This window comes from Psychrobacter fozii, assembly GCF_003217155.1.
Taxonomy (GTDB): domain Bacteria; phylum Pseudomonadota; class Gammaproteobacteria; order Pseudomonadales; family Moraxellaceae; genus Psychrobacter; species Psychrobacter fozii.
In genome coordinates this window covers 202,575-228,018 of sequence record NZ_QJSU01000001.1, presented here as the reverse complement: position 1 = coordinate 228,018, position 25,444 = coordinate 202,575, and the positions used below count along the sequence as shown (strand labels likewise).

Here is a 25,444-nt window from a genome sequence, read left to right as displayed (position 1 = left end):
TCAGTCATTATGCTGTTGAGATATATTTGTAAGGAGTAGTGAAATGAGCAGTAAAAAATATCAAGATAGTGAAGCACATGAAAATATAGATCGTAGTTTGCAAGAAATTCCTACTTTTATCATCAATCTTCCACAGTCTACTGACAGAAAAGTATTTATGAAGGATCAGTGTGAAAGTATAGGCATCTCCCCTATATTTATTGAAGCCGTCAATGGTAAAAATCTTTCAGAAGTTGAAATTAGTCAGTTCTGTAATCAAGCTGTAGCAAAAAAACGACTCGGTAGAGATTTGCTATTAGGTGAGATTGGCTGTGCCCTTAGCCATAAAAAAATCTATCAAAAAATAGTTGATGAACATATAGCTTATGCAATCATTTTTGAAGATGATGCCACTCTTGAAAAAAACTTTTCTATTGTGGTAAAAAGTATAATGGCAGCGCCACTTTCGTGGGAGCTTGTACTTTTAGGGCATTATAAAGATAACTTAAAGGGATTAAAGTCGCCTATTAGTTTATGGCATAAGCAACGTATTAGTTCTAAATTTCTTTTAGGGCGTTTGGTTGATTTTGGTTTTGGTGCTCATGGATATATGATAACTCTTAAAGGCGCAAAAAAATTATTAATAGAGCTAGGTGAGATCTATAGACCACTTGATCACTACACTCCTGATAGTAATATTTTAAATATCTATGCGCTTTCTCCTACAGTAGTCAGTGCACAAAATAGTTTTGAGACACTTATTGATGATGAAAAGGTTCGACAAAAAAATAATGATAGGTTGACAGTTATCTTATTGAAAAAAATAGGTGTTATTAGTACTGCTATCAGTATTAAAAGCTTTCTTAAAAAATTAAAGCCTATTAAAAAATATAAGTAATCACTAATTAGGGCTCATTTCAATATAAAAAATATCAGTGAGTTGAATATCTCATAAGGGCTTAACAGTGATGGCTTATAAAGTTTCTATAATAGTGCCAATATACAAGGCAGAAGAGTATATTAACCAATGTGCTATTTCGTTATTTGAGCAAGACTTTGCCAGTATAGAATATATTTTCATTGATGACTGCTCACCAGACAACAGTATACAACAGTTAGAAGACGTTATAGAGACTTGCCCCAATAGAAAGAAAAACACCAAGATAATCCGTAACGCTTCTAACTTAGGATCAGGCGCTACTCGTGGCGTAGGGATGAAATACGCGACAGGCGAGTATGTTATCCAGATTGATGCGGATGATTGGATTGAGCCTAATATGATTCGCTTATTGCATCAAAAAGCCAAATCTGAAAAGGCAGATATCGTATGTTGTGATTATTATTCGGAGTCAATGAGTAAGAGTAAAGTTATATCTTTTCTTATACCATCAGATAAGTATAAAGCAGTGAATACGTTTGCTATTATGCCTACCTATATGAATTATTTTTGGAACAAATTAGTAAGGCGAGAACTATATTTAAAGAATGATATTAACTTCCCTAGTGATATTTCGTTATGTGATGATTTGTATGTCACTTTTAAACTGATTTATTTGGCCAATAAAGTAGTACAAGTCAATCAGCCTCTTTATCATTATAATCAGCTCAATACACATTCTATTACGAGCAATCATACGCTTAAATCTTTTGAGGATAAATTAGTCGTAAATAATGAGATTATATTGTTTTTACAGCAGCAAGGCGCAGATAAAGAATACCAAAATCTTATTCACTTTTATAAAATATACTCAAAGCTATTGCTGATTTTGAACAAACACATGCGTGACGATACATTATGGCGTGACACCTACCCTGAATCTAATGCTTATATTTGGAAACTACCTTTGCGGTTTGATTATAAAGTGCTGTCTTGGCTTTGTAGCCATAATCAATTTAGAGTGGCTTATTTATTACAAGATTTAAAAGCTAACTTTAAAAGATAGATTTAACTTATTTAACACTCAATTTTTAATTAATAGTTAGGGACTTCAATGAAACGAGTCATTACTTATGGTACTTTTGACTTACTGCATTATGGTCATATTAGCCTGTTAAGTAGAGCAAAGTCACTTGGTGATTACTTAATAGTAGCTCTATCTACAGATGAATTTAATTTAAATAATAAAAATAAAAGCTGCTATTTTGATTATGATAAGCGCAAGCAATTGGTAGAAGCAATCAGGTTTGTAGATTTGGTTATTCCAGAAACATGCTGGGAGCAAAAAAATACTGATATACAGCGCTATGATATAGATACTTTTGTGATGGGTGATGACTGGCAAGGGAAGTTTGACTGGTTAGGTGCTGAGGGCTGTGAGGTGGTTTATTTGGCTCGTACCCCTGAGGTAAGCTCGAGCCAAATTAAAAAAGATTTAAATAGCCAACAGTTATGAATAACATTCGTTCATTGCAATTAAAAACCGTTGAGATGATGAGAGAGGTTGACGCGCTTTTTAGGGCAAATAATATCCATTACACTCTACTCGGCGGCAGTGTGCTAGGTGCCATTCGTCATACAGGGTTCATACCGTGGGACGATGACATGGATATTGGTATTCTACGTCAAGACTATCATACGGCTGAAAGATTGCTTGCTACGCTTAAAAGTTATACTTATGAGTATGCAGAAAAACACATCATTCCTGACGCCCCTGTCGGTCATCTGCGCTTTTCAAAAGATTTATCTAACCTAGCTTCTTCTGCTACTATTGATGTATTTGCTCTAGACTATGTTCCAGTGAAGCAGTCGCAACGAAAGCGTTTTCGTCTTATCGCTAATATTTATCATGCGTGTATTTTGCGTCGTGCACCAGAGAATAGAGGAGCATTAAGCCGCTCAGTATTAAAGTTACTATTCGCCTGTTTTCCTCATACATTTTTAGACTATTTGCAAACACTGTCAAAGCAAAAACTACTCAACTCCAGTTTAAAAAAACAAGGTCATATCGGTAATGTCTTTGGTGCTTGGGGCGAAAAAGAGTATTTTTATCAAGATATTTATATGGATTTAATATTTGTAGCCTTTGAAGGTTTGGAGCTCCCTATTCCGCGACGTTACGATAATTACTTATCACAGCTTTATGGTGATTATAGGCAGCTACCACCTATAGAGCAAAGAGTGCCAAAGCATATCAAATAAAAACAAAATAATCGGTTTAGGTAGTGTATGACACCAATAAACAAAATTCTTATCGTAGGCGCAGGCTTTTCAGGTGCCGTCATCGCGCGTGAGCTTGCTGATGCAGGTTATGCTGTTACCGTCATCGATAGTCGTGATCATGTAGCAGGTAATTGTCATACTTATCGAGATGATAAAACTGACATCATGGTGCATAAGTATGGACCACATATATTTCATACTGATAATGAGAGGGTTTGGCAATATATAACCCGATTTGGAGAGATGATGCCCTATATAAACAGGGTAAAAGCTGTTTCAGGCGGGCAAGTCTATTCTCTACCTATTAATTTGCACACCATCAATCAGTTTTTTGGCAAAACTTTTACCCCTAGCGCAGCCCAGTCTTTTATAGAAGAGCAGGCGGATACCAGTATAGATCAGCCGAAAACCTTTGAAGAGCAGGCGTTACGATTTGTGGGCAAAGACTTATACCAAGCTTTTTTTAAGGATTACACTATTAAGCAGTGGGGTACAGAGCCAAGTAATTTACCCGCTAGTATTCTGAAAAGGTTACCTGTACGCTTTAGCTATGATGATAATTATTTCAACCATAAATACCAAGGTATGCCAAAATTTGGCTACTCGCAAATCATAGTAAATATACTCGAACATCCAATTATCACTTTGCATTTAAATAGCTCGTTTATAAAAAGCATGCAAACTGATTATGATCATGTCATTTGGTCAGGGCCATTAGATGCTTATTTTGATCATAGTTTGGGTAGGCTAGGTTATCGTACTTTAGATTTTAAGCCCTTTTATGGTACGGGTGATATGCAAGGCAATGCTGTTATTAATTATTGTGATAACAGTGAGGCATTTACCCGTGTCACCGAGCATAAGCATTTTTCTCCTTGGGAGAGCCACAAGAAAAGTATTTGCTACACTGAATATAGCCGTAACTGTAATGCTGAAGATATTCCTTATTATCCCATTCGTTTGGTTGATGATAAGGCATTGCTAGAGCGTTATGTTGATTTAGCACATAAGAGTAATGGTGTAACTTTTGTTGGACGACTAGGCACTTATCGTTACTTAGATATGGATGTGACGATCAAAGAAGCTTTAGAAACGGCAGATGCTTTAGCTGAAGCCTTTGTGTCACAGCAGATACCAAAGGTATTTTACCAATACGTAATATAGTCCAGTTTTTTAGACAATTTTGTCATAAGTTCGATATAGCTTTATGGTGGGCTAAAATGGCTACAACAGATAATAAAAATCTAGCAATAGTCGTTGTGACCTATAATCGTTTGCAGTTATTAGAGCAATGCTTGCAAAAGCTAGAAAAACAGACATACCCGATTGATAACTTGATTGTCGTCAATAATGCTTCGACAGATGGAATAACAGCAGGTTTTTTAGATAGCTATACAGGAAGTTTACCGCTTACAGTCATTCATAATAAGGTAAATACTGGGGGAGCAGGTGGGTTTTATACGGGTATAAAACAGGCTCACCAGTTAGGTTATGAGTGGATATTTATCATGGATGATGATGTGTTTGCTGATTCTCGCTGTGTGGAGCAGCTGATGGCAGTGGCTCATCCTTGTATGATTGCAGTACGAGATTATAAAGATGGGCAGTTGGTCGAAAGAGCAGCCATAGAGTACAACCTATCTAACCCTTTTTATTTAAATCCTAAAAGACAGGCAGTATGTGATAAGTATAAAAATAGAAGTAATATGCCAGCGACTATAGAGGTGGAAAACGTGGCCTTTGAGGGCTTTATGATTAAAAGTGAGGTCATTGATATCATAGGATATCCTGAAGCCAAGTATTTTATATTTTATGATGATGTGGATTATGCGCTACGAGCGAGAAAAGCAGGCTTCTCTATTAAAGCGGTTAGAGATGCCAAGCTAATTAGGCAACTTCCTTTTGATCAGCAGGGTGCCATAAATTCGTGGAAAGCATTCTATATGTTTCGCAATCTTTTTTATATTCACTTCAAGTTTGGTAAAAATATTTTTGTTAGAAACAAACCTTATTTATTAGCGATAGGCTCGATGATGGTCTATGGTATCAGGCTAAGAAGCTGGAAGGTCGTAAAAGAAATTATGAGAGCTCTAAAGTGTGCTGCCCATCTTACTGAAAAATAGGTATTAGCAAGTTTGTCAGTTTCTATATGAAAAACCACCTAATAGCGTATCACCATTAGGTGGTTTTTTGTGTCTCAAGATATGACTTGGAGCTGTTTTAAAGAATCAACTACTTCTCTAAATACTGAATCTTACCTTCCACACCATCCCACTTTGCTGCTTCTGGCAGCTGATCTTTCATCTCAGTGATATTAGGCCACTTTTGCGCCAACTCTTCGTTAAGCTGGGTGAACATCTCTTGGCTTTTTGGGACTTCATCTTCTGAAAAAATGGCATTGGCAGGACATTCAGGCTCGCATAGCGCGCAGTCGATGCACTCATCAGGGTCGATGACGAGGAAGTTTGGACCTTCATAAAAGCAGTCCACAGGACAGACTTCTACACAGTCGGTGTATTTGCAAAGGATGCAGTTATCTGTAACGACAAAGGTCATAGTAATGTCTACCTGTTATTGGCTTAGGGCTAAATAGAATAGATTAAAATAAAGCGTATTTTAACGTCTTTATGACTAATTGACAATTCCCTTTAATGACTAATGATTTTCTTTAGATGATAAAGTAAATCATGAGCTTGCTTGGGTGTCAGGCTATCAGGATCAATGGCGTGCAGTTCATCTTGCAAGCTAAACAACTGATTTTGTTGGGGAATAACTTCCATGCTTTTAGTTTGTATGTCTACCTTGTTGACTTCAGCGCTGTCAATACTATTGTAATGCTGTTCACGTTTATCCTTTACTGACTTAGCTAAGTCATTTTTATCATCAATAGGTTGTTCGTTTTCCGCTTTTAGATTATCTAACGTTACATTATCTACCTGTAAGTTATCTAATAAGTAGCGTTTGGCGTCATTGAGCACTTGAGTGGGGATACCAGCCATCTTTGCTACATGTAGCCCGAAGCTAGAGCTTGCTGCACCGTCGCGGATTTGATGCAGTAGTAGCAACTGACCATCGATCTCACTAGCAGCGACGTGGACGTTACGAATGCTAGCGTGATGAGTTTCGCCATTCTTTACTAAGTCTTCGGCTAATTGCGTTAGCTCAAAGTAATGAGTGGCAAATAAGGTCAGGCAGCCAATTTCTACCAATCGATTGACACAGGCGTGGGCAATGGCGAGCCCATCTGTGGTGGCAGTACCGCGTCCGACTTCGTCCATCAGTACCAATGACTTATCCGTCGCCTGATTGAGAATATTAGCGGTTTCAATCATCTCCACCATAAAGGTCGACTTACCGCCTGCCAAATCATCAGCCGAGCCAATACGGGTAAAAATACGATCGATATCACCGATATGAGCACTCGCTGCTGGGACGAAGCTGCCGCAATGAGCGAGTAACACAATCAGCGCAGTTTGGCGCATATAAGTCGATTTGCCACCCATATTAGGGCCAGTAATCATTAGTAGTCGCTCAGGGTTTTCATTGCTGCCTACTGTTTGACCAAGAATACAATCATTGGCAACGAACTGGGTAGGGTGTTTCGCCTTACTTTGAGTAACGCTATTTGTTGTCTGTAAGGCTGCTTCAACGACGACATGGCGGCCTTGTTTAATATTGAGGCTAGTTTGATTGCGAGTATTTATATGGTGTTCTGAATCGTTACTCATCACTGGACGCTGCCAGTTATAATTCAAAGCGAGCTGTGCCCAATTACTCAGCACATCTATCTGTGCGATGGCGGCGCTAAGCTGTTGCAGTTCGGCTAAATGACTGCTCAAGACGGTTAATAGCTCTTGATACAACTGTTTTTCCCGAGTTAATGCCAATGTTTGCGCGCTCAGATATTCTGTCTCGACCTCTTTTAGCTCATCCGTGATAAAACGCTCGCTACTTTTGAGTGTTTGCCGACGGATAAAGTGCGCTGGTGCATTTTTCGCCTGCATTTTGGGCAACTCGAAATAAAAGCCGCTGACTTTATTAAAGCCAACTTTTAGACTGGGTAGTTGACTGTCTTGACGTGCGCGCTCGACCATTTCATCCAAAGTTACTTGGATGTTGTCATGTAAATGAGTCAGGCGATCAAACTCTTCATCATAGCCAGCAGCAAGCATGCCACCATCCCGAATATGGGCAGGTGGCTCTATGACAATGGCTCGCTCTATCAGCTCGGCCACAGATTGTATGGCAGGTAACTGGGCTGGCAATTGCTGCATAAGCATAGGTAATAGACCAGCATTCTCATGGCTAATGCCTGATTCATTGAGTAAGGTTGTCAGTTGATTGCTACTTGCGATACCTTCGGCAAGTTTACGCAAGTCGCGGGGCTTAGCGCTCATCAGACCGATGCGACTACTGATTCGCTCAACATCACCGATGGCATGTAGCGTCTCGCGTATGCTCGTGACCAGTGTATTCTCTGTTTCGTTATTTGCTAATGCTTGCTCAGAGCTGTCTGGCGAGTTTTCTGTATTTAAGAGACTGGTTATTGCATCCAAGCGTAAGTTGATACGTGTATGTTGACGGAGTGGGCGCTTCATTTGTTGTACTAGCAACCGTCTACCCATTGGAGTCTGGCAATGATTTAATACGGATATCAACGAAGTTCCATTACTACTCACAGGGGTGAATAGCTCAAGATTCTGTTGGCTATTGGCATCGATAATCAGATAGTCGTCGCTATATTCGACGATTAGCTGATTGACTTGCGGTACGTGGCGTTGCTGCGTTTGCCGTGCATAGTGAATAAGTGCTGCACAGCTAGATTGGCTAAGTGGTGCATTGCTAATACCCAATCCATCGAGACGTTGAACCTCAAATTGCTGACATAGGGTCGAGCTGGCATGCTCAGGATGAAAGTCATTGGCAGCGACTTCTATAATAGGGCAGTCAAGATTTTGACGTAACCACAGTATCCACGCTGCATCAGTATCGCCAACACTATCGCTGAGTGCTTCACTAATGATGCATTCACTGGGCGCAAAGCGTGCGAGTACCGTCAGCATTTGAGTTTGCAAACCTTCAATATCGTCGTTATCTGCGATTAGCGTTTGTGTGGTCAATGTCCCAGCAGCCAAATCCATCTGGCTAATAGCTGCTTGTAGAGGCTGTTTGCTATTTGCCTTAGGGATGGCAATATCAATGGCGACGACTGTAGGCGTATGATTTGGCGCAATTAATGCATCATCAGTAATGGTTCCTGCTGTCAGAGTTTTGACCACTTCGCGGCGCATGATACCAGCACCAGATTTACTTTTATCTTTCTTCTGCTTATCGCCCATCGCAGGGGTATTATTGCTAACATTGCTAGTGGTTGATTCGTCAATTTGTTCACAGACGACAACTGTCTGCCCAGCAGCGATTAATCGTGCCATATAGCTATCGGCAGCATGGAACGGGACACCTGCCATGGCAATTGTGTTGCCCGCTTTATCCGTACCACGGCGAGTGAGCGTGATGTCCAATATGTGTGCTGCGCGCTTGGCATCGTCGAAGAACAGCTCATAAAAATCACCCATCCGGTATAGCAGCAGCGCTTGTGGATAGTTGGCTTTCATGGTTAGATATTGCACCATCATCGGCGTATGATCGGCTAAATGATAAACGCTATCGCCTATCATTAAATGGTCAGCAGATAATGGCTCAGAGCTGTGTTGAGCGCTAACTCTTTTTGACGCGGCATCTATTGATGGGTTAGGTTTTGAGGTATTAGAGTTTTGAGCGGATGGTTTAACGGTCATGCAGAGTCTCTTATAGTTTTAAATACAAATGGTGCTTAAACATTAAATGAATTTTTATTGATGATTTTCAGTAAATGGGCATTGGATAAGCAGGGTTAAATATTAAATCTAGGTATTGAATCAAAGAATAAATGAAAAAAGTATTAGATGAAGAGTTCTTATAATTTTGGTTGAATCGTACTAAAAACCTTTGTTTACGATGGGTCATAACGGGTGAATTACACCCTATTAAATTTAACAGATTTGAATGTGTAACCATCATTTTAACACGTCCTACTGAGCTTTTATGTTGGCAAATATCTACTCGTTGCCCTTGTATCCATCAGCACCATAACCATATATAATGGCGTCACACTTAATTGGGCAATACTTCATTAGGCGATACTTCATTGAGTGGTATAGTCAGAGAACTACTAAATAGCTATGGCATTACCCTCCTTAGATGTACGACTTGTACTATCTGCAGTCGGCTGCCTTGTAGCTGTTTTAGACTACTTTGACTATAGTTAGCCGGATAATGACAAAGCAGCGAGCTAAGCGTTGGCTAATGCGCACTAATTATCGAATATTTCCATAGGTCAAAAAATTATGTTATCAAAGATTATAGGCAGTGTCGTTGGCACTAAAAACGAGCGTGAATTAAAACGCATGCGTAAAGTGGTCAGCAAAATCAACGCACGAGAGGCCGAAATACAAGCCCTGTCTGATGAGCAATTACAGCAAAAAACCGCAGAGTTTAAAGCACGTCATCAAAATGGTGAGAGCTTAGATGCATTATTGCCAGAAGCTTTTGCCGTCTGCCGCGAAGCATCACTACGTGTCAATGGTATGCGCCACTATGATGTGCAGCTGATCGGTGGTATCACCTTGCACGAAGGCAAAATCGCTGAGATGAAGACCGGTGAAGGTAAAACCTTGATGGGTACCTTGGCTATGTACCTAAATGCGATCAGTGGTAAAGGCGTACATCTGGTCACGGTCAATGATTACTTGGCTGCGCGTGATGCTGAATTAAACCGTCCGTTGTTCGGATTTTTGGGTATGACGGTTGGCGTTATTTATTCGCAGCAGCCGCCACAAGAAAAAATCGCCGCTTACCAAGCTGATATTACTTATGGTACCAATAACGAATACGGTTTTGATTACCTACGCGATAACATGGTATTTAAGTTAGAAGAGAAAAAACAGCGCGCGCTAAACTTCTGTATTATTGATGAAATTGATTCTATCTTAATTGATGAAGCACGTACGCCGTTGATTATTTCAGGCCAAGCCGAAGATTCATCACGTATGTATGCGCTAATTAATACGATTATTCCGGTACTTATTCGTTCAAAAGATGAAGAAGCCAATAAGAATAACGAAGAAGAAGATTTCTGGATTGATGAAAAGAACCGTCAGATTGAGATTAGCGAAAAAGGCTATGAAAAAATCGAGCGCTTCTTAATAGAAGTCGGTGAGCTTGGTGAAAATGAAAGCTTGTATAGCCCAAGTCGTTTGCCACTATTGGCTCACGTACAAGCAGCTATTCGTGCCCATCATGTGTTTGTCAAAAATGTTCATTACATCGTTGATGAAGGCGAAGTGGTCATCGTTGATGAAAATACTGGTCGTACGATGCCTGGTCGTCGCTGGTCAGAAGGTCTGCATCAAGCAGTAGAAGCCAAAGAAAATGCTGAAATTCAAGCAGAAAACCAAACGCTTGCGACCACTACATTCCAGAACTATTTCCGTCTGTATGAAAAGCTATCAGGCATGACTGGTACGGCTGATACCGAAGCGGCAGAATTTAAGTCTACGTATGATTTAGATGTCATCGTCATTCCAACGCATGAGCCGATTGCTCGTATTGATATGGATGATCAGATTTTCTTAACCAAGTTAGGGAAATACAAAGGCATCATCCGCGAAATCAAAGAGATTCAAGCCAAAGGCGCGCCAGTATTGGTTGGTACGGCGACGATTGAAGCCAGTGAAGAATTGTCTTATTTATTGGATCAAGAAAACGTCAAGCATAACGTCTTGAATGCCAAGCAGCATGAGCGTGAAGCTGAGATTATCGCACAGGCAGGTAGCCCAAAATCTGTCACCATCGCGACCAACATGGCAGGCCGTGGTACCGATATTATCCTTGGTGGTAACTGGCAGTCATTTATTGAAGATATTGATTCTGTCAGTCCTGAAGAAATGCAGCGCCTAAAAGCCCAGTGGCAAGTTAAGCATGACCAAGTGGTAGCAGCGGGTGGTTTGCATATCATTGGTTCTGAACGTCATGAATCACGCCGTATTGATAATCAGCTACGTGGCCGTGCTGGTCGTCAAGGCGATCCTGGTATGTCGCGCTTCTTCTTGTCATTAGAAGATGATCTCATGCGTATCTTCGCAGGCGATCGCGTGGTCAATATGATGCGTGCGATGGGTCTCAAAGAAGACGAAGCCATCGAACATAAAATGGTATCCAAATCAATTGAGAACGCGCAGGGTAAAGTAGAAAGCCGCGATTTTGATGCCCGTAAAAACTTGCTGAAATATGATGATGTTGCCAATGAGCAGCGTAAAGTTATCTATGGTCAGCGTGATGATTTATTGGCAGAGATGGATTTGCTCGATGCTCTTGAAGTGATGCATCGTGAAGTCTACAACGCAATGATAAACCAGTTTATTCCACCGGGATCTATCGATGACCAATGGAATGTCGACGGTCTTGAAGATGAGCTAGAAGACGAATTCAAAATCTCAATGCCGATTAATGATTGGCTTGATGAAGATCGCCGCTTAGATGAAGAAGGCCTGCGTGAAAAAATCGTCCAAACAGCGTTAGAGCGTTATCATGGTCGTCGCGATCAGATGGGTGAACAAGACGCTGCTCAGCTTGAGCGCCACTTTATGCTACAGAGTTTAGATAAACACTGGAAAGAGCATTTGACACAGATGGATCAGCTCCGTAAAGGTATTCATCTACGTGGCTATGCACAGAAAAACCCTGAGCAAGAATATAAGCGTGAATCGTTTGAGTTATTCCAAATGATGCTTGGTGCTATTAAGTCTGAGACCGTACAAGATTTATCACGTGTACATATTCCAACCAAAGAAGAGTTAGAAGCGTTAGAGATTCAGCAACGTGAAAATGCCGCCCATATGCAAATGCAGTTCGAGCATGATGGTGTTGATAACCTAGATAGCAACGGAGACAGTAACGAAAATAGAGTTGCTGGTCAGGCGCAAGCCCAAAGTAGTACTATAGGTGGCGGTGTTGCAGCAGCTGGTGTGAGCGGTGCTATAGCAGGTGATAGTGAACCAAATCCATATGCTGGCTCGAATATCAGTCGTAATGCACTTTGTCCTTGTGGTTCAGGCCTCAAGTACAAACAATGTCATGGGAAAATATAGTTTCGATTATCCATAAATACATATCAAACATGGGTATTTGAGCATTAGTAGTGATGTATTAGTCGCGTATTATGAAAGGCCCTTATCTGAAGCGGATAGGGGCTTTTTCGTAGTCGCTAGGGTGTGTCCTCATTTCAGAAATGGAGATAAAAATGTGATAAATCGCCGTTAAACGAGAAAAATAGTGTAGATAATATCGAGATATTGACCAACTATTTGACGCTGTTTGGCAAGATTTAGCCATTTTTAGCCCAGTTAGATGACTATCGTTTGAATTGAGGATATGCCCTAGTATCATTCTATAATTTTTCGATAGTAAAGCTGACTCTGTTAAAATTCTCAGTTATGCTGTATTGATTGCTTACAAATTCGGCATAGGCGTAAATTTATCGAAAGGCTATAGTGTTTAACATGTTTATTTGGGAGTGTGTTATGAGTGTGGAGTTATTAAAACGGTTACGTGGGTCAGTCGTGTTAACCGCACTGCTTGCAGGTGTTCTATCTATCAGTGCCTGTCAGCAACAGTCAGAGACAGATGTCGACATGGCGCATGGTGCTGATACTGAAGAAACAATACCGATGTCTGCCGAACCTGCTGAACCTAATAATATAATCATCGATACATCAGATACGTCTGTAGATAAAGTCGAAGAGGGTACCGTTATTTCGGTAGATGAAGATAGCGACGTTAACTAGACATAGTAGTGCAAAATAAGACAATCATGACTGTCACGGTGTACTGTTGGTATAATTTTTTCTCAATTGCTGCACATAAAGCTCGCTAAAGGTTTTAATAAATGTATCCCAGAAATACATCATCTTGTATAAAGTGAATCAATGATAGCCGTCAAAAAAAGCAACGTTATCGTTGCTTTTTTTATCTCTAATTTTTGGGAAGTTGGTCAGACATTACTTGTTTGTAGTACCAGATTCAGACTCATGTTCTAAAAACCCTTCTTCCGTCACATCTAACTCTTCATGCTTCAGCTCTACTTGGATGGTATCGGTATGCTTATGCGTAGTTTTGTTGATATCGACTTCTTGGATAACATGAGTATCTTTGGTAATAGTGGCTACTTGGCGAGATAAGACTATTTCGATAGGTTCATCACCAATTTCAATTTGCTTACCGTTGACGGTAACGACGGCTTTACTATCAAGTGATGGCTCAACATGACGCAGTATGTCCTGCTTATCGTAATCACCAGATAACAGATCCTGACTAGCCGCGTTATGGTATTCAGTGCGAATGGTAATATACTCTTCTACGAGCTCAATAGGTACGTCAATGGTTTTGGTACGTGCATGCTTGGTGACGATTACTTTACCTACATCTAGACGTTCTTTGTTGATGACAGGACGTTCTTCTAACAGCTCTAAGTAGCCAGATTTCTCTCCATTGCTGAGTTTTTTTATATCACGTTCCTCATTAGATAGCGGTGCTTGCACTTCATGAGTACTGTCTTTGTGAAATCTATTATTATTATCAATCGTCATCATAATTTCCTTATAATTGGGCAGTATTTATAGTTATACAGCTAATGGAGCGTTAATATTAAGAAGTTTGGTTGATTTAACGTTATCATTAATTTTGTCAAACTCATTAGCAAAAAAAGACCAGAGACATGCTCTGATCTTAATTCATTAAGTAAATATCTTTAGTTGCTTATTACTAACGTATTTTGCTTTAGAGACACTTTTGGCAAGAGCCTAGCAAAGATACGATGGCTTGGCATACTACATACCACGAGCACGGCGTACATCTTCGGCAGTGATGCCATCACGGTCTATAATGTTACCTTCACGGTCGACTACGTTACCGTCGCGGTCAACATCCAACTCTTCGCGCTGAATGGTCTCAACGATAGTTTCGGTATGGCGTTCAGTTGTTTTGCCAACATTTACTTCTTCAGTGACATAAGTTTCTTTACCGACACGAGCACGTTCAGCCTGTAGCTCAACTTCTACGGTCTCATTGCCATTCACTTCACCGATACGGCGGTCTGTTGGACGATCCACATTGGTACGTTGAATATTGGCATGTTCTTCTTCTAGCTCTACGTCTACGTTACGTTCTTCAGTCACGATATGCTTACCAACTTTCACTAAGCCTGCAACGATACGGTCTTTATTGACGGTTAAACGTTCTTCTAGTAGCTCTAGCGTATTTGGTGCGTCATAGGCATGGTCTTCAATTTCCATACGCTCTGCAACAGGGACGGTATCAGCGACAAATGCCTGACGATCTTTTTGATACTGGTCTTTATAGCTATATTGATAGTCGTGATCATATACTTCCATCGCTTCAACTTGTGCTTGCGTTAAGCTGTCGAAGAACACGTCATCTCCAATGATACGAGCCAAACCTGCTGGTACTAGCACTTCTTTTGAGCTGAACCAACCGCCTGCATCGACGATTAAATAACGGATGCGGCCTGTCGTGTCTTCTACTAGTGCGCCTTCGATTTTACCGATTTTTTCTTCATTGACACCGTAAGCAGTTTTACCTGTTGGGTCATAATAGTCGTCACCGATAAGGTCTTGGTGAGTTGCTTGAATATCTTTTAAACGAATTAGTTGGCTCATTGTTGTCTTCCTTTTTTATGAGTTAATTATTAATAGTTATTGTAGAAATATCTTGTTTTCGAAAAGCTTTTTTTATAATAAAACGTGTACCAAGTCATTATGAGATGCTTCTACGTTGACTTGAAACAATCCTAACATCATGATTTTTGATGAGATATATGAGCAAGGTAGCAAAGTGTGCACTTGAAGTAATTGCGTGTAATAGGCTGTAAGTGGCATAACATAGCTAGGGGTATAAGTTAACGCGACTTTACAGAGAGCAATGTTCTATGCGTGTTGAGAATTGATAGACACAAAAAAACCGCAGAGCGATGAGCGCTGCGGTTTTTGAATACTAATGAAATTAATAAAATTCGAAGCTATCAATCCAGTTTGAACATGCTAAGTCATTAACGTGCTCAAATTTTAAGTAGTTTTAAATACTAGGCAAGTTCTATTGCAACAGCAACGGCTTCACCGCCACCGATACATAGAGTGGCAACGCCTTTTTTGCCGCCTGTACGCTTTAGAGAGTTAATAAGCGTGACTAAGATACGAGCGCCAGAACAGCCTACTGGATGACCGAGTGCACAAGCGCCACCTTCGACATTGACCTTAGCGTGTTCAATTTTTAGCTCGTCCATAGTAGCCATCGTTACCATGGCAAACGCTTCGTTGATTTCCCATAGATCGACATCCGCGACTGACCAACCAGCACTGGCCAATACTTTTTCAATCGCACCGATTGGTGCAATGGTGAATTCGCTTGGATGGCGAGAGTTAGAAGCGGTCGCGATGATACGCGCTTGGTAATCTAAGCCTTCAGCTTTCGCTTGAGACTCTTTCATGACGACAACGGCAGCAGCACCATCAGATATTGAGCTGGCGTTTGCGGCAGTAATAGTACCGTCTTTTGCAAAGGCAGGACGTAAAGTCGGGATACGATCAGCATTGGCAAGTGCTGGTTGCTCATCAGTATCAACGGTTTGCTCGCCTTTACGGGTTTTAAAGGTAACGGCTTCGATCTCGTCTACGAAGTGACCATCTTTGATAGCGGTTAGCGCACGATTCAGCGATTCAATAGCAAACGCATCCATTTGCTCGCGTGTATAGCCTTTTTCATTTGCCATTTCTTGAGCAAAGTTGCCCATGAGCTTACCAGTCTCAGCATCTTCTAGACCATCTAAGAACATATGATCTTTGACTTCTTTGTGTCCCATACGATAGCCGCCACGTGATCCTGGCATAAGGTAAGGGGCATTGGTCATAGACTCCATGCCACCAGCAACGGCAACATTGAAGCTGCCTGCTTTTATACCGTCATGTGCTTGCATCACTGCTTTTAGACCTGAGCCGCATAGCTTGTTGATAGTGACAGCACCAGTAGCATCAGACAGACCAGCTTTACGCATGGCTTGACGTGCAGGACCTTGTCCCAAACCTGCTGTTAAGATACAGCCCATGATAACTTCATCAATACTATCAACACTCACACCTGAGCGCTCAACCGCAGCTTTGATAGCGGCAGCGCCAAGATCAGTTGCGCTCATGTCTTGCAACGCGCCTTGGAAGCCGCCCATTGGTGTACGTGCGCCGTTTAAAATTACAATTGCATCATTTGACATTTTTATTATTCCTTTTTGCGTATTTTAAATGAGAGTATCTTACATTGAGTAAAATCAAACATTTACTAATGATCAAACGCTGATAATCTAGCAGGTTTTGGACTTGCTTACGCTAGCTCATCTAAGCGAATGCGTACTACTTTATCAGTAATAGTCTCTAGCTTTTCAATTTTTTCAATGGCTAGATTCATCTGGCTCTCGACCACAGGTAGCGTCAAGATAATCACGGGTACTTGACCCACTTTATGCGCAGGCTTTTGCAAAATCGCATCAATATTGATACCAGCATCGCTTAGGATACGGGTAATATCCGCGAGTACACCTGGATTGTCATTAGCATGCACACGCAAATAATAACCAGTGATCATCTGCTCGGCACGTAATATCGGTGTATCTGATAGTTGCTCAGGGATAAAGGCCAAATGTGGTACATGATGGCCATGGTTGTTTTGATTATTGCTACCTTGGTCGTCATTGTCTGTACTACCCAATACGCGAACCAAATCCATGACATCGGCCATGACAGCAGAAGCCGTCGCGCCAGCACCAGCACCATCACCACAATAGAGCGTCTGCCCAAGTGGGTGAGAGTTGACCAATACGGCATTTTTTACGCCATTAACATTGGCGAGTAACGCATCTTGCGGGATAAGCGTTGGATGTACACGTAGCTCAATACCAGCGGCATTATTGTCGCCTTGACCATCACGGCGTACGGCAAATCCTAAATGCTTGATACGGTAGCCAAGCTCTTCCGCATAGTTCACATCTTGTAAAGTAATGCCAGTGATACCCTCACAGTAGACTTTATCAAACTGTAATGGAATACCAAAAGCGATAGAGGCGAGTAGGGCCAATTTGTGCGCCGCATCAATCCCTTCAACATCAAAAGTTGGATCTGCTTCAGCATAACCCAGCTCTTGCGCTTCGTTCAGTACGTCTGCAAACGGGCGACCTTTGTCACGCATTTCAGTCATGATAAAGTTGCCAGTACCGTTGATGATACCTGCAAGCCAATCGATTTTATTGGCAGCGAGTGCTTCACGCATCACTTTGATGATTGGAATACCGCCTGCCACGGCTGCTTCATAAGCAACGTGGACGTTATTGGCTTCAGCAAAAGCAAAAATCTCATTGCCATGCTCAGCCAACAGCGCTTTATTAGCAGTGACCACATGCTTGCCATTTTTAATAGCGTGCATGATGACGTCTTTAGCTAAGGTCGTACCACCGATCACTTCGATCACGATATCGACATTTTCGCTCGCAGCAATTGCCATCAAGTCACTGTTTTGAATAATATCGGGATCAATATCATCACGCTGACGGCGCGTACCGACTTCGGTAATAATAATATTGCGTCCGCTACGGCGTTTTAGCTCATCTAAGTTATCATTAATTAGATTGATCACGCCCGTTCCGACGGTGCCCAGACCAAGTATCGCTAGTTTGATGGAATTGCTCACAGTATCCTCAAGAGGTTAAATATAATGAACCAAGTATAAAGCCATTACGAGTCAAATTTGCGAATAGTATTCAGCGTATTTTGACAGTAGTCGTATTATCGCGGCGCCATTATAGTTGAATAAAAAATGCTCAAATAAAAGTATGCTGCAGATTTTTCATAGCGCTTTATCGTATCATACCGACAAGCAGTTGTGACGTCTATACAATGTCGCAATCGTTATACCGTCTATTCTAGATAAGTCAGACATGTGGTTAGGTTTGTTCCGTCTACTATGTGCAGTACTTTCACTCGCCTTGCCTATATCTGAATTATCTCGAACCAACGATAAGTGTCACAAATAATTAAATCATCTGATAAATTTTAGTTAGCGCCAGCAGCTTCTGCCAATTGTGCTGCAGGTAAATAGCCGCCAATTTGTTGTCCTGCTTCAGTAAAGATAGCTGGAGTACCACGCACGCCAAGTTTGGTACCAAGCGCCATATGCTCTTGCACAGGATTGACACAGCTAGGCGCTTGAATATTGGCACCTACTTTTGCTTGATTCATTGCGGCGTGACGATCTTCACTACACCAAATCGCTTCCATCTTTGGCACCGACTCTTGGCTGCGTGGCCATGCTAAATAACGCACTTCGACACCGCGCGCATTGATATCATCTATTTCTGAATGCAGTTTACGGCAATAACCACAGTCTGCATCGGTAAAGGCATAAATGATAGCCTTCGTTGCGCCTTTTGCTGGATAGATAACCATGTCTTTTTTATCGACTGCTTTTAATGCGTCTTGCGCTGTAGTAGCAACCAAGGCAGCACTAATATCGACAGGAGCACCTTGACCTACCGCGATGATTTGCCCTTGAATAATGTGCTTACCAGCCTTGTCAGCAAAGAAAGGAGGTAATCCTTCTGCTGTTACCCAATAAATTCCGTCCATATCAGTTGGTACTGCTGAAATAACTTTCTCTTCAATACCAGACGCTTTTAAGTTTGCTTGCAACGCATCTACCACGGTAGCATCGTTATCCGTTGACGTTTTAGTGGTGCTGACGTTGGTCTTTGTATTGTTGACAACACTGGTATTGCTGGTTGCATCCGCTGCATTATTTGAGCAGCCTGCCGCCACAACAACAAGCAAGGCACTCATCATAAAACGAGATAAGTTACTTTGAGGAAAGCGCTTACGAGCCAAGGTGTTTTTTACAAAGGGAAGTGGCATATGGGTGTCCTGTCGGCATCGAGCCTAGTCATAAATTTTTTTTGAGAAGGAAGGTGATGAAATTACATATATGATAGTGCATGAAAAACCCCTTAAGATTTTGAATATTAAGGAGATTTAGGAAAGTATCGGTCATGTAAGGTAAGTGGTAATGTCGTCTATATTAACATATTTATGGTAAATAACAGCCACAGGCTATTGGTCTATAGTCGGTTCAATATAATTTCGATACAAGGAAACCGAGTGCAAGTTATACATTAGTATGCTTAGCGAGGATGACGATGTAGCGGATTTATATGGACTTGACTATATATAGACTATGATTATAGTGCTACTGATAAAGGTAGACTCAAAAACTAAGATACATTTGTACTATTTAATATCTATGCTTGTATCGCTAGGCTATTAATATAGGTGGTTTAAGTTAGGGCGTGTCATCAATTAGCACATAAATATATTTAGTGGCCTTAAAATGGCTAAATCTTGCTAAACATCGTCAGTAATTTTGCCAATATGTTCATATTAACGGCAATTTCTTCCTTGTTTATCTATAATTTTTCTCATTTTAAGCCTCACAATCTAATTGATGACACGCCCTAGTTCAGATACAAGGAAGGTGAGCAAAAGCATCATAAATAGTAGGTTGAGCGACCCTGATACCGTATCTGGCTTATATAAGATTAACCGTAGCAGTATTTAACATTGTTTTTATCAGACTCTATATAATAATATGCTTATAGTTGTTTACTTCAGAAAATTCATAATAAGGAACACACATGGCAGGCGCCAGTTTATTACTCTTACTTGATGACATGAGCCTATTGATGGATGACGTAGCTGTCATGACCAAGGTAGCTGCTAAAAAAACAGCCGGTTTGGTTGGGGATGATTTAGCACTCAACGCTGAGCAAGTAACTGGCGTTAGACCAAGTCGTGAATTGCCTGTCATCTGGGCAGTGGCCAAAGGCTCGTTCGTCAATAAGCTTATCTTAGTACCAGCTGCACTACTCATCAGCTACTTCATTCCTTGGTTAATCACCCCTTTGCTTATGGTGGGTGGTCTATACTTGAGTTATGAAGGGGCTGAAAAGGTCATTCATAAATTTTGGCCAAAGCTATTACCGCATGATGAAGTTCATGAAGCACGACGTGCGGCAAATGCGGATGATAATGTCGATATGGTCGCGTTTGAAAAAGAGAAAATCAAAGGGGCTATTCGTACTGACTTTATTTTGTCAGCCGAAATCTTAGTTATCTCTTTAGGTGCAATAACTGCAGCAGGAGCAGGTATCTTAGAGAAAGGGATTGTGCTTTCTATCGTTGCTATTGTTGTGACCATTGGTATTTATGGTCTGGTTGCTGGTATTGTAAAAATTGATGATGCGGGGCTACATCTAATTGAGAAGCCAGATGCTAGCGATGGTACTCGCAAGCTTGGTCAGTTTATGTTGTCTGCTGCACCAAAGCTGATGAAGTTTCTATCGATTGCCGGCACGATAGCTATGTTCTTAGTGGGTGGTGGTATTATCGCCCATGGTATTGCACCTTTAGAGCACTTTTTAGAAGGTATTGTGCATCAGATAGGGGTACTAGAAGGTTTGGTCACTATGTTGTTGCATGGCATTCTTGGATTCGTGGTTGGTGCCATTGTTTTGTTTATCATCACTGCCATCAATAATGTCCGCGGTGGTAAAGAGTCTACTGCCCATTAAAGTTTATAGATTCTAACTAACAGGTAATAAAAAGCCCCGCATATTATATGCGGGGCTTTTTACGTCTAGAGTAACTAATGACTATTAACTGTCTGAGTTATCACTATCCAGCTGTTCTGCTTGCGTTGGCTTCTTATGATCCGTCTTAGGCTTACGAGTGCGAGCCTTTGGGACTTTAGGTGTGGTTAAGTTGAACATACCTGTCTGAGGTAATAGTTGCTCAGCCACATTTTCGATCATGTTTTTATAACTGGCTATCGTGGTTTTTGACTTTGCCGCCTGAATTTCTTCTTTGGTAGGCTCTTCTACTTTAGCTTCAGGTGCTGGTTCGATAACAGTGTCAGCCGTTGCTTCATCACTTGTGACACTAGTCTCTTCAGAATCTACATTTTCAGCAGCCGTGTTTTCTTCAGCTGGCTGGCTGGTAGATTCTGATAAGGCTTGATCTGCCTCTAGCAGCTGTTCGCTATCAGCACTGACGTCGTCCGTTTGAGCCTGACTGGCTAGCGCATTGGCCTCTACATTATGAGCATCTACTTCGTTCTCTGCTTTTTCAGAGACTGTTTGCTCGGTATGAGTATCAGCCGCTTGTTCCGTCGGTAAACTTAACACTGCTGGCTCCTGATAGTCAGGGTGCTGACCACGTGGATCATTGCTAGCACGTTTGCCGATAGCACGAGGTTCAACGTCGGTTTTACCTTGCGTGGCTGCAAACTGACTGACCGCTTGGGTCATCGTTTCGAAGCGTGCTAGATAGTCCGCTGCTAATGGCTGATAGCCGTAGTTGCTAAAATTAAAGCTCTGAGTTGCAATCTCGTTACTATCGATAGCACTTACAGTTGTACTGTTATCAGAGCTCGGTACTTGCGCCATATGCAAAGCAACTGTCTCGATAAAGCAGTTGATCACGCCATCTGTAGTTAAGCGAGTCTGTGCTTCTGGCAAAGTTGCACGAATAAACTCACCAACTGTACCGCGAATAGCTGGCACGCTTACGACTGCTTGCTCGTTGACTTGAGGCTCTGGCGTCACCGGTGATTGTGCCTGTTGACTAAGCACAACACGTGGATCGTTACTGGCCTGACCAAACTTTTCAGCAGTCACGTAGCGTGTCGCAAACAATGCTTCATGTGTCAGCTCAAGTGCGGAGTTATTCTTGGCGCTGTCACTATCATTGCTACCACGATTACTAGCCTCTACGCTAGGGCTAGTAGTCTGAGCGCTCGCAGCTTTCTCAGCATTGTCACCCTCATTACTGCTCTTAGTAGTTTCATCAATAGCAACTTCATCAGGCGTATTCGCTTCCTGAGGTTTCTCTGCTACTGGCGTGCTATCTGCTTCAGCAACTACTGGCTTCACAGTGTCAGATGCGCTGTCTTTATCACTTTTGGATACTGACTGCTCATCTACGACAGGGTTTTTGATATCAGTGTTAGCATCAGCTTTCACGACGTTGTTTTGGCCATTATGACTATCGTCTTTAGCAGTGCTATCAACCTTAGCTTCGCTAACTTCTACAGCATTATTGTCCGTCGTTTTTTCAGCCGTGACCTTAACATCAGCCTCTTTTTTATCAGCGCTTCTGCTGTTAGTCTGCGGTTGAGCATTAGGCGCTTTGGCTACTTCATCTTTCGCAACGTCATTTGTTGAACTTTGCTTTTCAGTAGGTTGAGGTTTTGCCTGTGTTGACTTACTGTCATCTAACGACAGATGCACAACTTCTGATGGCTTAAGTGCAGCAGGTGCTTCGTTGACTTGTAGCACGACTTCGTTAGGGTTCTGATTGCGGCGCGTATTGGCTTGGTTTCTACCGCCGTTATTGCTTGCCGTCGCTTGCTGATTGTGTTGTTTAACATTTTCAGCTGTTAGCGTTTCACCGCGCTCTAGCTTGCCACGTGAGCCGCGCTGGGTGTGCGATTTACGTTTAGTGCGAACTTGCTCCTCTGATGCTTCGCTTTCTTTGTCATCAGCAGTGTTACGCGCGTTTGCGTTGCGGTTACTATTTTGGTTATTACTGTCTTGACGATTGTTGCGATTACGATCATTCGTACGTCTATTGTCATGCTGACGTTTGTCCTGATTGCTTGACTGTTTGTCATCAGCATTATTTGCGACATTATTTGCAGCATTCTCTGACGTGTTGCTATCAGCATCGCTACTTACATTATTGCTAGTCTCATCTGTTTGATCTTTTCTTTGACGCGGCTTAGAAGATCTAGATTTACGCGGTTTACGTCTTCTTCTGTCTTCATTATTACTATCATCAGTGTCGCTGTCAGAGGCACGACGATCTTGCTGACGATTGGTGTCGTTATTTGACTGCTGAGCCTCATTCTTCTGATTACTGTGCTGCTGAGTTGCTTGCGCAGGGTTAGCTGCAGTAGTCAACGCACTGTTATCAGTTTGTCCAAATGAGCCTAAGCTTTGTGCGCCAGTGTTTACGAGTGCTTCAATAGCTTCTGCTGCATCACGGCTGCTCACGCTAGGGGTTGTCGATGCTTGTGGTGCTTGAGCAAATAGATTTGACAACCATGCTACGGCTTGTGGCTGTGCAGCCGTCTCAACATGTGCAGGAGCTGGTGCTTGAGCCGCTACTGGAGCGACAGGTGCTGCAACACTTTGGCTTTTACTGGCTTGCGGTGCACGCGCAGATGAAACGTTAGCAGCACTTTTATTGTTGCGATGATCGTTGCTATGCTCAACGGTATTGCTTGGCTTATTATTAGCAGCCTTATTATCTACTGCTTGACGTGGCTGACGAGTAGGCTGTTGTTCTGGACGTTCTTTTTCAGCCGTTTGCCAGTCAACTTCATAGCCCAAATCGCTATGTTCTTGGGCGGTATCCGTAATACGCTCATAGCTTGATGGAGCAAAACCATCACGATTGAAGTGCAGCTTAAAGTTTGGTGATTCCAAATGTGCGTGCGGTAATATCGTGATACGAGTGCCGCTGTCTTGCTCAAGATATACCAAGCTGTCGCGTTTTTCATTTAACAAGAATGCTGCGATATCAGTTGGTACTTCTGCTTGTACTTCACCTTGACGTTCTTTTAGAGCGATTTGCTCAATCTGACGCATGATAGATAGTGACAATGAGCGCAAGTCACGAATCATGCCGTTACCGTGGCAACGTGGGCAGATATAGCCAGTTGATTCTTCTAGTGAAGGACGTAGACGCTGACGGCTCATTTCCATGAGACCAAATTTAGAAATATCACCGAATTGAACGCGTGCACGGTCATATTTAGTGGCATCAATCAGACGTTTTTCCACTTCTTTTTGATGCTTATTGTCATTCATATCGATGAAATCAATGACAATCAAACCACCCATATCACGCAAACGTAGCTGACGAGCAATCTCATCAGCGGCTTCTAAGTTAGTATGGTAGGCAGTTTCAGCGACATCTGAACCTTTGGTCGATTTGGCTGAGTTGATATCGATAGAGACCAGTGCTTCCGTTTGGTCAATAACGATTGAGCCACCTGAAGGCAAACGAACTTCACGCTGATAGGCTGTTTCGATTTGTTTTTCGATATTAAAGCGCGAAAACATCGGCTCATAATCAGTATATTTACGCAATTTTTCAGCTTGTTTTGGCATCACTGCATCGATAAAGCCTGCCGCTTCAATATAAGCGTTTTCATTATCGATCCAAATTTCAGCGATGTCATCACGTAGATAATCACGAACGGCACGTGTGACAACGCCCGCTTCTTGGTGAACCAAGCGCGGCGAAGGATATTTTTGGTTTTGTTCTTGGATGGCCTGCCAGATATTGAGAAGGTGGTTCAAATCGTGTTGCAAGTCTTCTTGAGTTTTACCAATACCAGCAGTACGAATGATGACACTCATACCTTTTGGCAAATCAAGATTGCTCAGCATGCGCTTCATGTCTTCACGAAGTTTGCCTGAGATTTGACGTGAGATACCACCGCCGCGAGGGTTGTTTGGCATCAATACCAGATAGCGACCTGCTAATGATACATAGGTCGATAGGGCAGCGCCTTTATTGCCACGCTCTTCTTTTTCAACTTGGACGATTAATTCATCGCCTTCTTTGATCAATTTTTTGATATTTTCGTCACGTGGGTTACCGCTTAGATATTCAGCAGAGATTTCACGAATCGGTAAAAAACCTTGACGCTGTGAGCCATATTCGACAAACACCGCTTCTAGCGACGGCTCGACACGGGTCACATGACCTTTATAGATGTTAGATTTTTTTTGTTCACGGGTACGGTTTTCTAAGTCGAAATCGTACAGATGATTGCCTTTACATAAGGCGACACGAATTTCTTCGTTTTGAGTAGCGTTGATCAAAATGCGTTTCATATTTGTATCCTATGAGTACGCATAACAACGACGAGACGGGCTTTAGGGCGTGATGGCAAGTATGGCTAATGTGTTATTAGCATTGGTAGATGTTAGTCAACGGTAGAACGTAAATGATGTATTTAATAAAGCGCTTGGGCTTTTTTAATGGCTTATTTTTACCTAAAGCAGGTTAGCAGTGCTAACGTAAATATAAA

At 41.8% G+C, this 25,444-nt stretch carries 17 protein-coding genes; 9 read left to right on the top strand and 8 right to left on the bottom strand.

Annotated elements, in window-relative coordinates; genetic code table 11:
* The first annotated feature begins 43 nt into the window (after positions 1-43).
* The 6 genes from DFP82_RS00890 to DFP82_RS00865 all read left to right on the top strand — a co-directional run bounded on the left by DFP82_RS00890 (position 44) and on the right by DFP82_RS00865 (position 5,262).
* On the top strand, positions 44-877 hold the full coding sequence (locus DFP82_RS00890) for a glycosyltransferase family 25 protein (RefSeq protein ID WP_110921847.1): 834 nt from the start codon (positions 44-46) through the stop codon (positions 875-877).
* A 70-nt stretch (positions 878-947) separates the two neighbouring features.
* Positions 948-1,922, top strand: a complete 975-nt coding sequence (locus DFP82_RS00885) for a glycosyltransferase family 2 protein (RefSeq protein WP_110921846.1) — start codon at positions 948-950, stop codon at positions 1,920-1,922.
* 48 nt (positions 1,923-1,970) lie between these two features.
* Entirely contained in the window at positions 1,971-2,372 is a 402-nt protein-coding gene (tagD, locus tag DFP82_RS00880) for a glycerol-3-phosphate cytidylyltransferase (protein ID WP_110921845.1), read from the top strand.
* Entirely contained in the window at positions 2,369-3,118 is a 750-nt protein-coding gene (locus DFP82_RS00875; protein WP_110921844.1) for a LicD family protein, read from the top strand. Before tagD ends, DFP82_RS00875 begins: the two co-directional genes overlap by 4 nt.
* 27 nt (positions 3,119-3,145) lie before the next feature.
* Positions 3,146-4,303: a UDP-galactopyranose mutase gene (glf, locus tag DFP82_RS00870; RefSeq protein ID WP_181416208.1), complete on the top strand. Its 1,158-nt coding sequence runs from the start codon at positions 3,146-3,148 to the stop codon at positions 4,301-4,303.
* A 56-nt stretch (positions 4,304-4,359) separates the two neighbouring features.
* Positions 4,360-5,262, top strand: a complete 903-nt coding sequence (locus tag DFP82_RS00865; RefSeq protein WP_110921843.1) for a glycosyltransferase family 2 protein — start codon at positions 4,360-4,362, stop codon at positions 5,260-5,262.
* Between the two features lie 109 nt (positions 5,263-5,371).
* Here the strand turns inward: DFP82_RS00865 and fdxA are convergent, their stop codons facing one another.
* Complete coding sequence (fdxA, locus tag DFP82_RS00860; protein WP_110921842.1) at positions 5,372-5,695, bottom strand: ferredoxin FdxA; 324 nt, start codon at positions 5,693-5,695, stop codon at positions 5,372-5,374.
* A gap of 92 nt (positions 5,696-5,787) precedes the next feature.
* Positions 5,788-8,937 carry a DNA mismatch repair protein MutS gene (mutS, locus tag DFP82_RS00855; RefSeq protein ID WP_110921841.1) on the bottom strand — a complete coding sequence of 1,050 codons (3,150 nt, stop codon included), beginning with the start codon at positions 8,935-8,937 and terminating at the stop codon, positions 5,788-5,790.
* A gap of 588 nt (positions 8,938-9,525) precedes the next feature.
* Between mutS and secA the strand changes: the two genes are divergently transcribed.
* Entirely contained in the window at positions 9,526-12,327 is a 2,802-nt protein-coding gene (gene secA / locus DFP82_RS00850) for a preprotein translocase subunit SecA (protein WP_110921840.1), read from the top strand.
* A gap of 432 nt (positions 12,328-12,759) precedes the next feature.
* Positions 12,760-13,023: a hypothetical protein gene (locus tag DFP82_RS00845; protein ID WP_110921839.1), complete on the top strand. Its 264-nt coding sequence runs from the start codon at positions 12,760-12,762 to the stop codon at positions 13,021-13,023.
* 213 nt (positions 13,024-13,236) lie between these two features.
* Here the strand turns inward: DFP82_RS00845 and DFP82_RS00840 are convergent, their stop codons facing one another.
* From DFP82_RS00840 to DFP82_RS00820, 5 genes are all read right to left on the bottom strand, one after another.
* Positions 13,237-13,827: a YsnF/AvaK domain-containing protein gene (locus DFP82_RS00840; RefSeq protein ID WP_110921838.1), complete on the bottom strand. Its 591-nt coding sequence runs from the start codon at positions 13,825-13,827 to the stop codon at positions 13,237-13,239.
* Positions 13,828-14,064: 237 nt separating this feature from the next.
* Entirely contained in the window at positions 14,065-14,913 is an 849-nt protein-coding gene (locus DFP82_RS00835; RefSeq protein ID WP_110921837.1) for a DUF2382 domain-containing protein, read from the bottom strand.
* A gap of 422 nt (positions 14,914-15,335) precedes the next feature.
* Positions 15,336-16,517: a thiolase family protein gene (locus DFP82_RS00830; RefSeq protein WP_110921836.1), complete on the bottom strand. Its 1,182-nt coding sequence runs from the start codon at positions 16,515-16,517 to the stop codon at positions 15,336-15,338.
* 107 nt (positions 16,518-16,624) lie between these two features.
* Positions 16,625-17,983 (bottom strand): homoserine dehydrogenase, encoded by a 1,359-nt coding sequence (locus DFP82_RS00825; RefSeq protein WP_110921835.1) that lies wholly within the window; start codon positions 17,981-17,983, stop codon positions 16,625-16,627.
* Positions 17,984-18,345: 362 nt separating this feature from the next.
* The gene (locus DFP82_RS00820) at positions 18,346-19,200 is read right to left on the bottom strand and encodes a DsbC family protein (protein ID WP_110921834.1); all 855 of its coding nucleotides are present in this window, start codon (positions 19,198-19,200) and stop codon (positions 18,346-18,348) included.
* Positions 19,201-19,976: 776 nt separating this feature from the next.
* Here DFP82_RS00820 and DFP82_RS00815 point away from each other — a divergent pair.
* Complete coding sequence (locus DFP82_RS00815) at positions 19,977-20,912, top strand: DUF808 domain-containing protein (RefSeq protein WP_110921833.1); 936 nt, start codon at positions 19,977-19,979, stop codon at positions 20,910-20,912.
* A gap of 84 nt (positions 20,913-20,996) precedes the next feature.
* Here DFP82_RS00815 and DFP82_RS00810 read toward each other — a convergent pair whose 3' ends face one another.
* The gene (locus tag DFP82_RS00810; RefSeq protein ID WP_110921832.1) at positions 20,997-25,247 is read right to left on the bottom strand and encodes an Rne/Rng family ribonuclease; all 4,251 of its coding nucleotides are present in this window, start codon (positions 25,245-25,247) and stop codon (positions 20,997-20,999) included.
* Between the last annotated feature and the right edge of the window lie 197 nt (positions 25,248-25,444).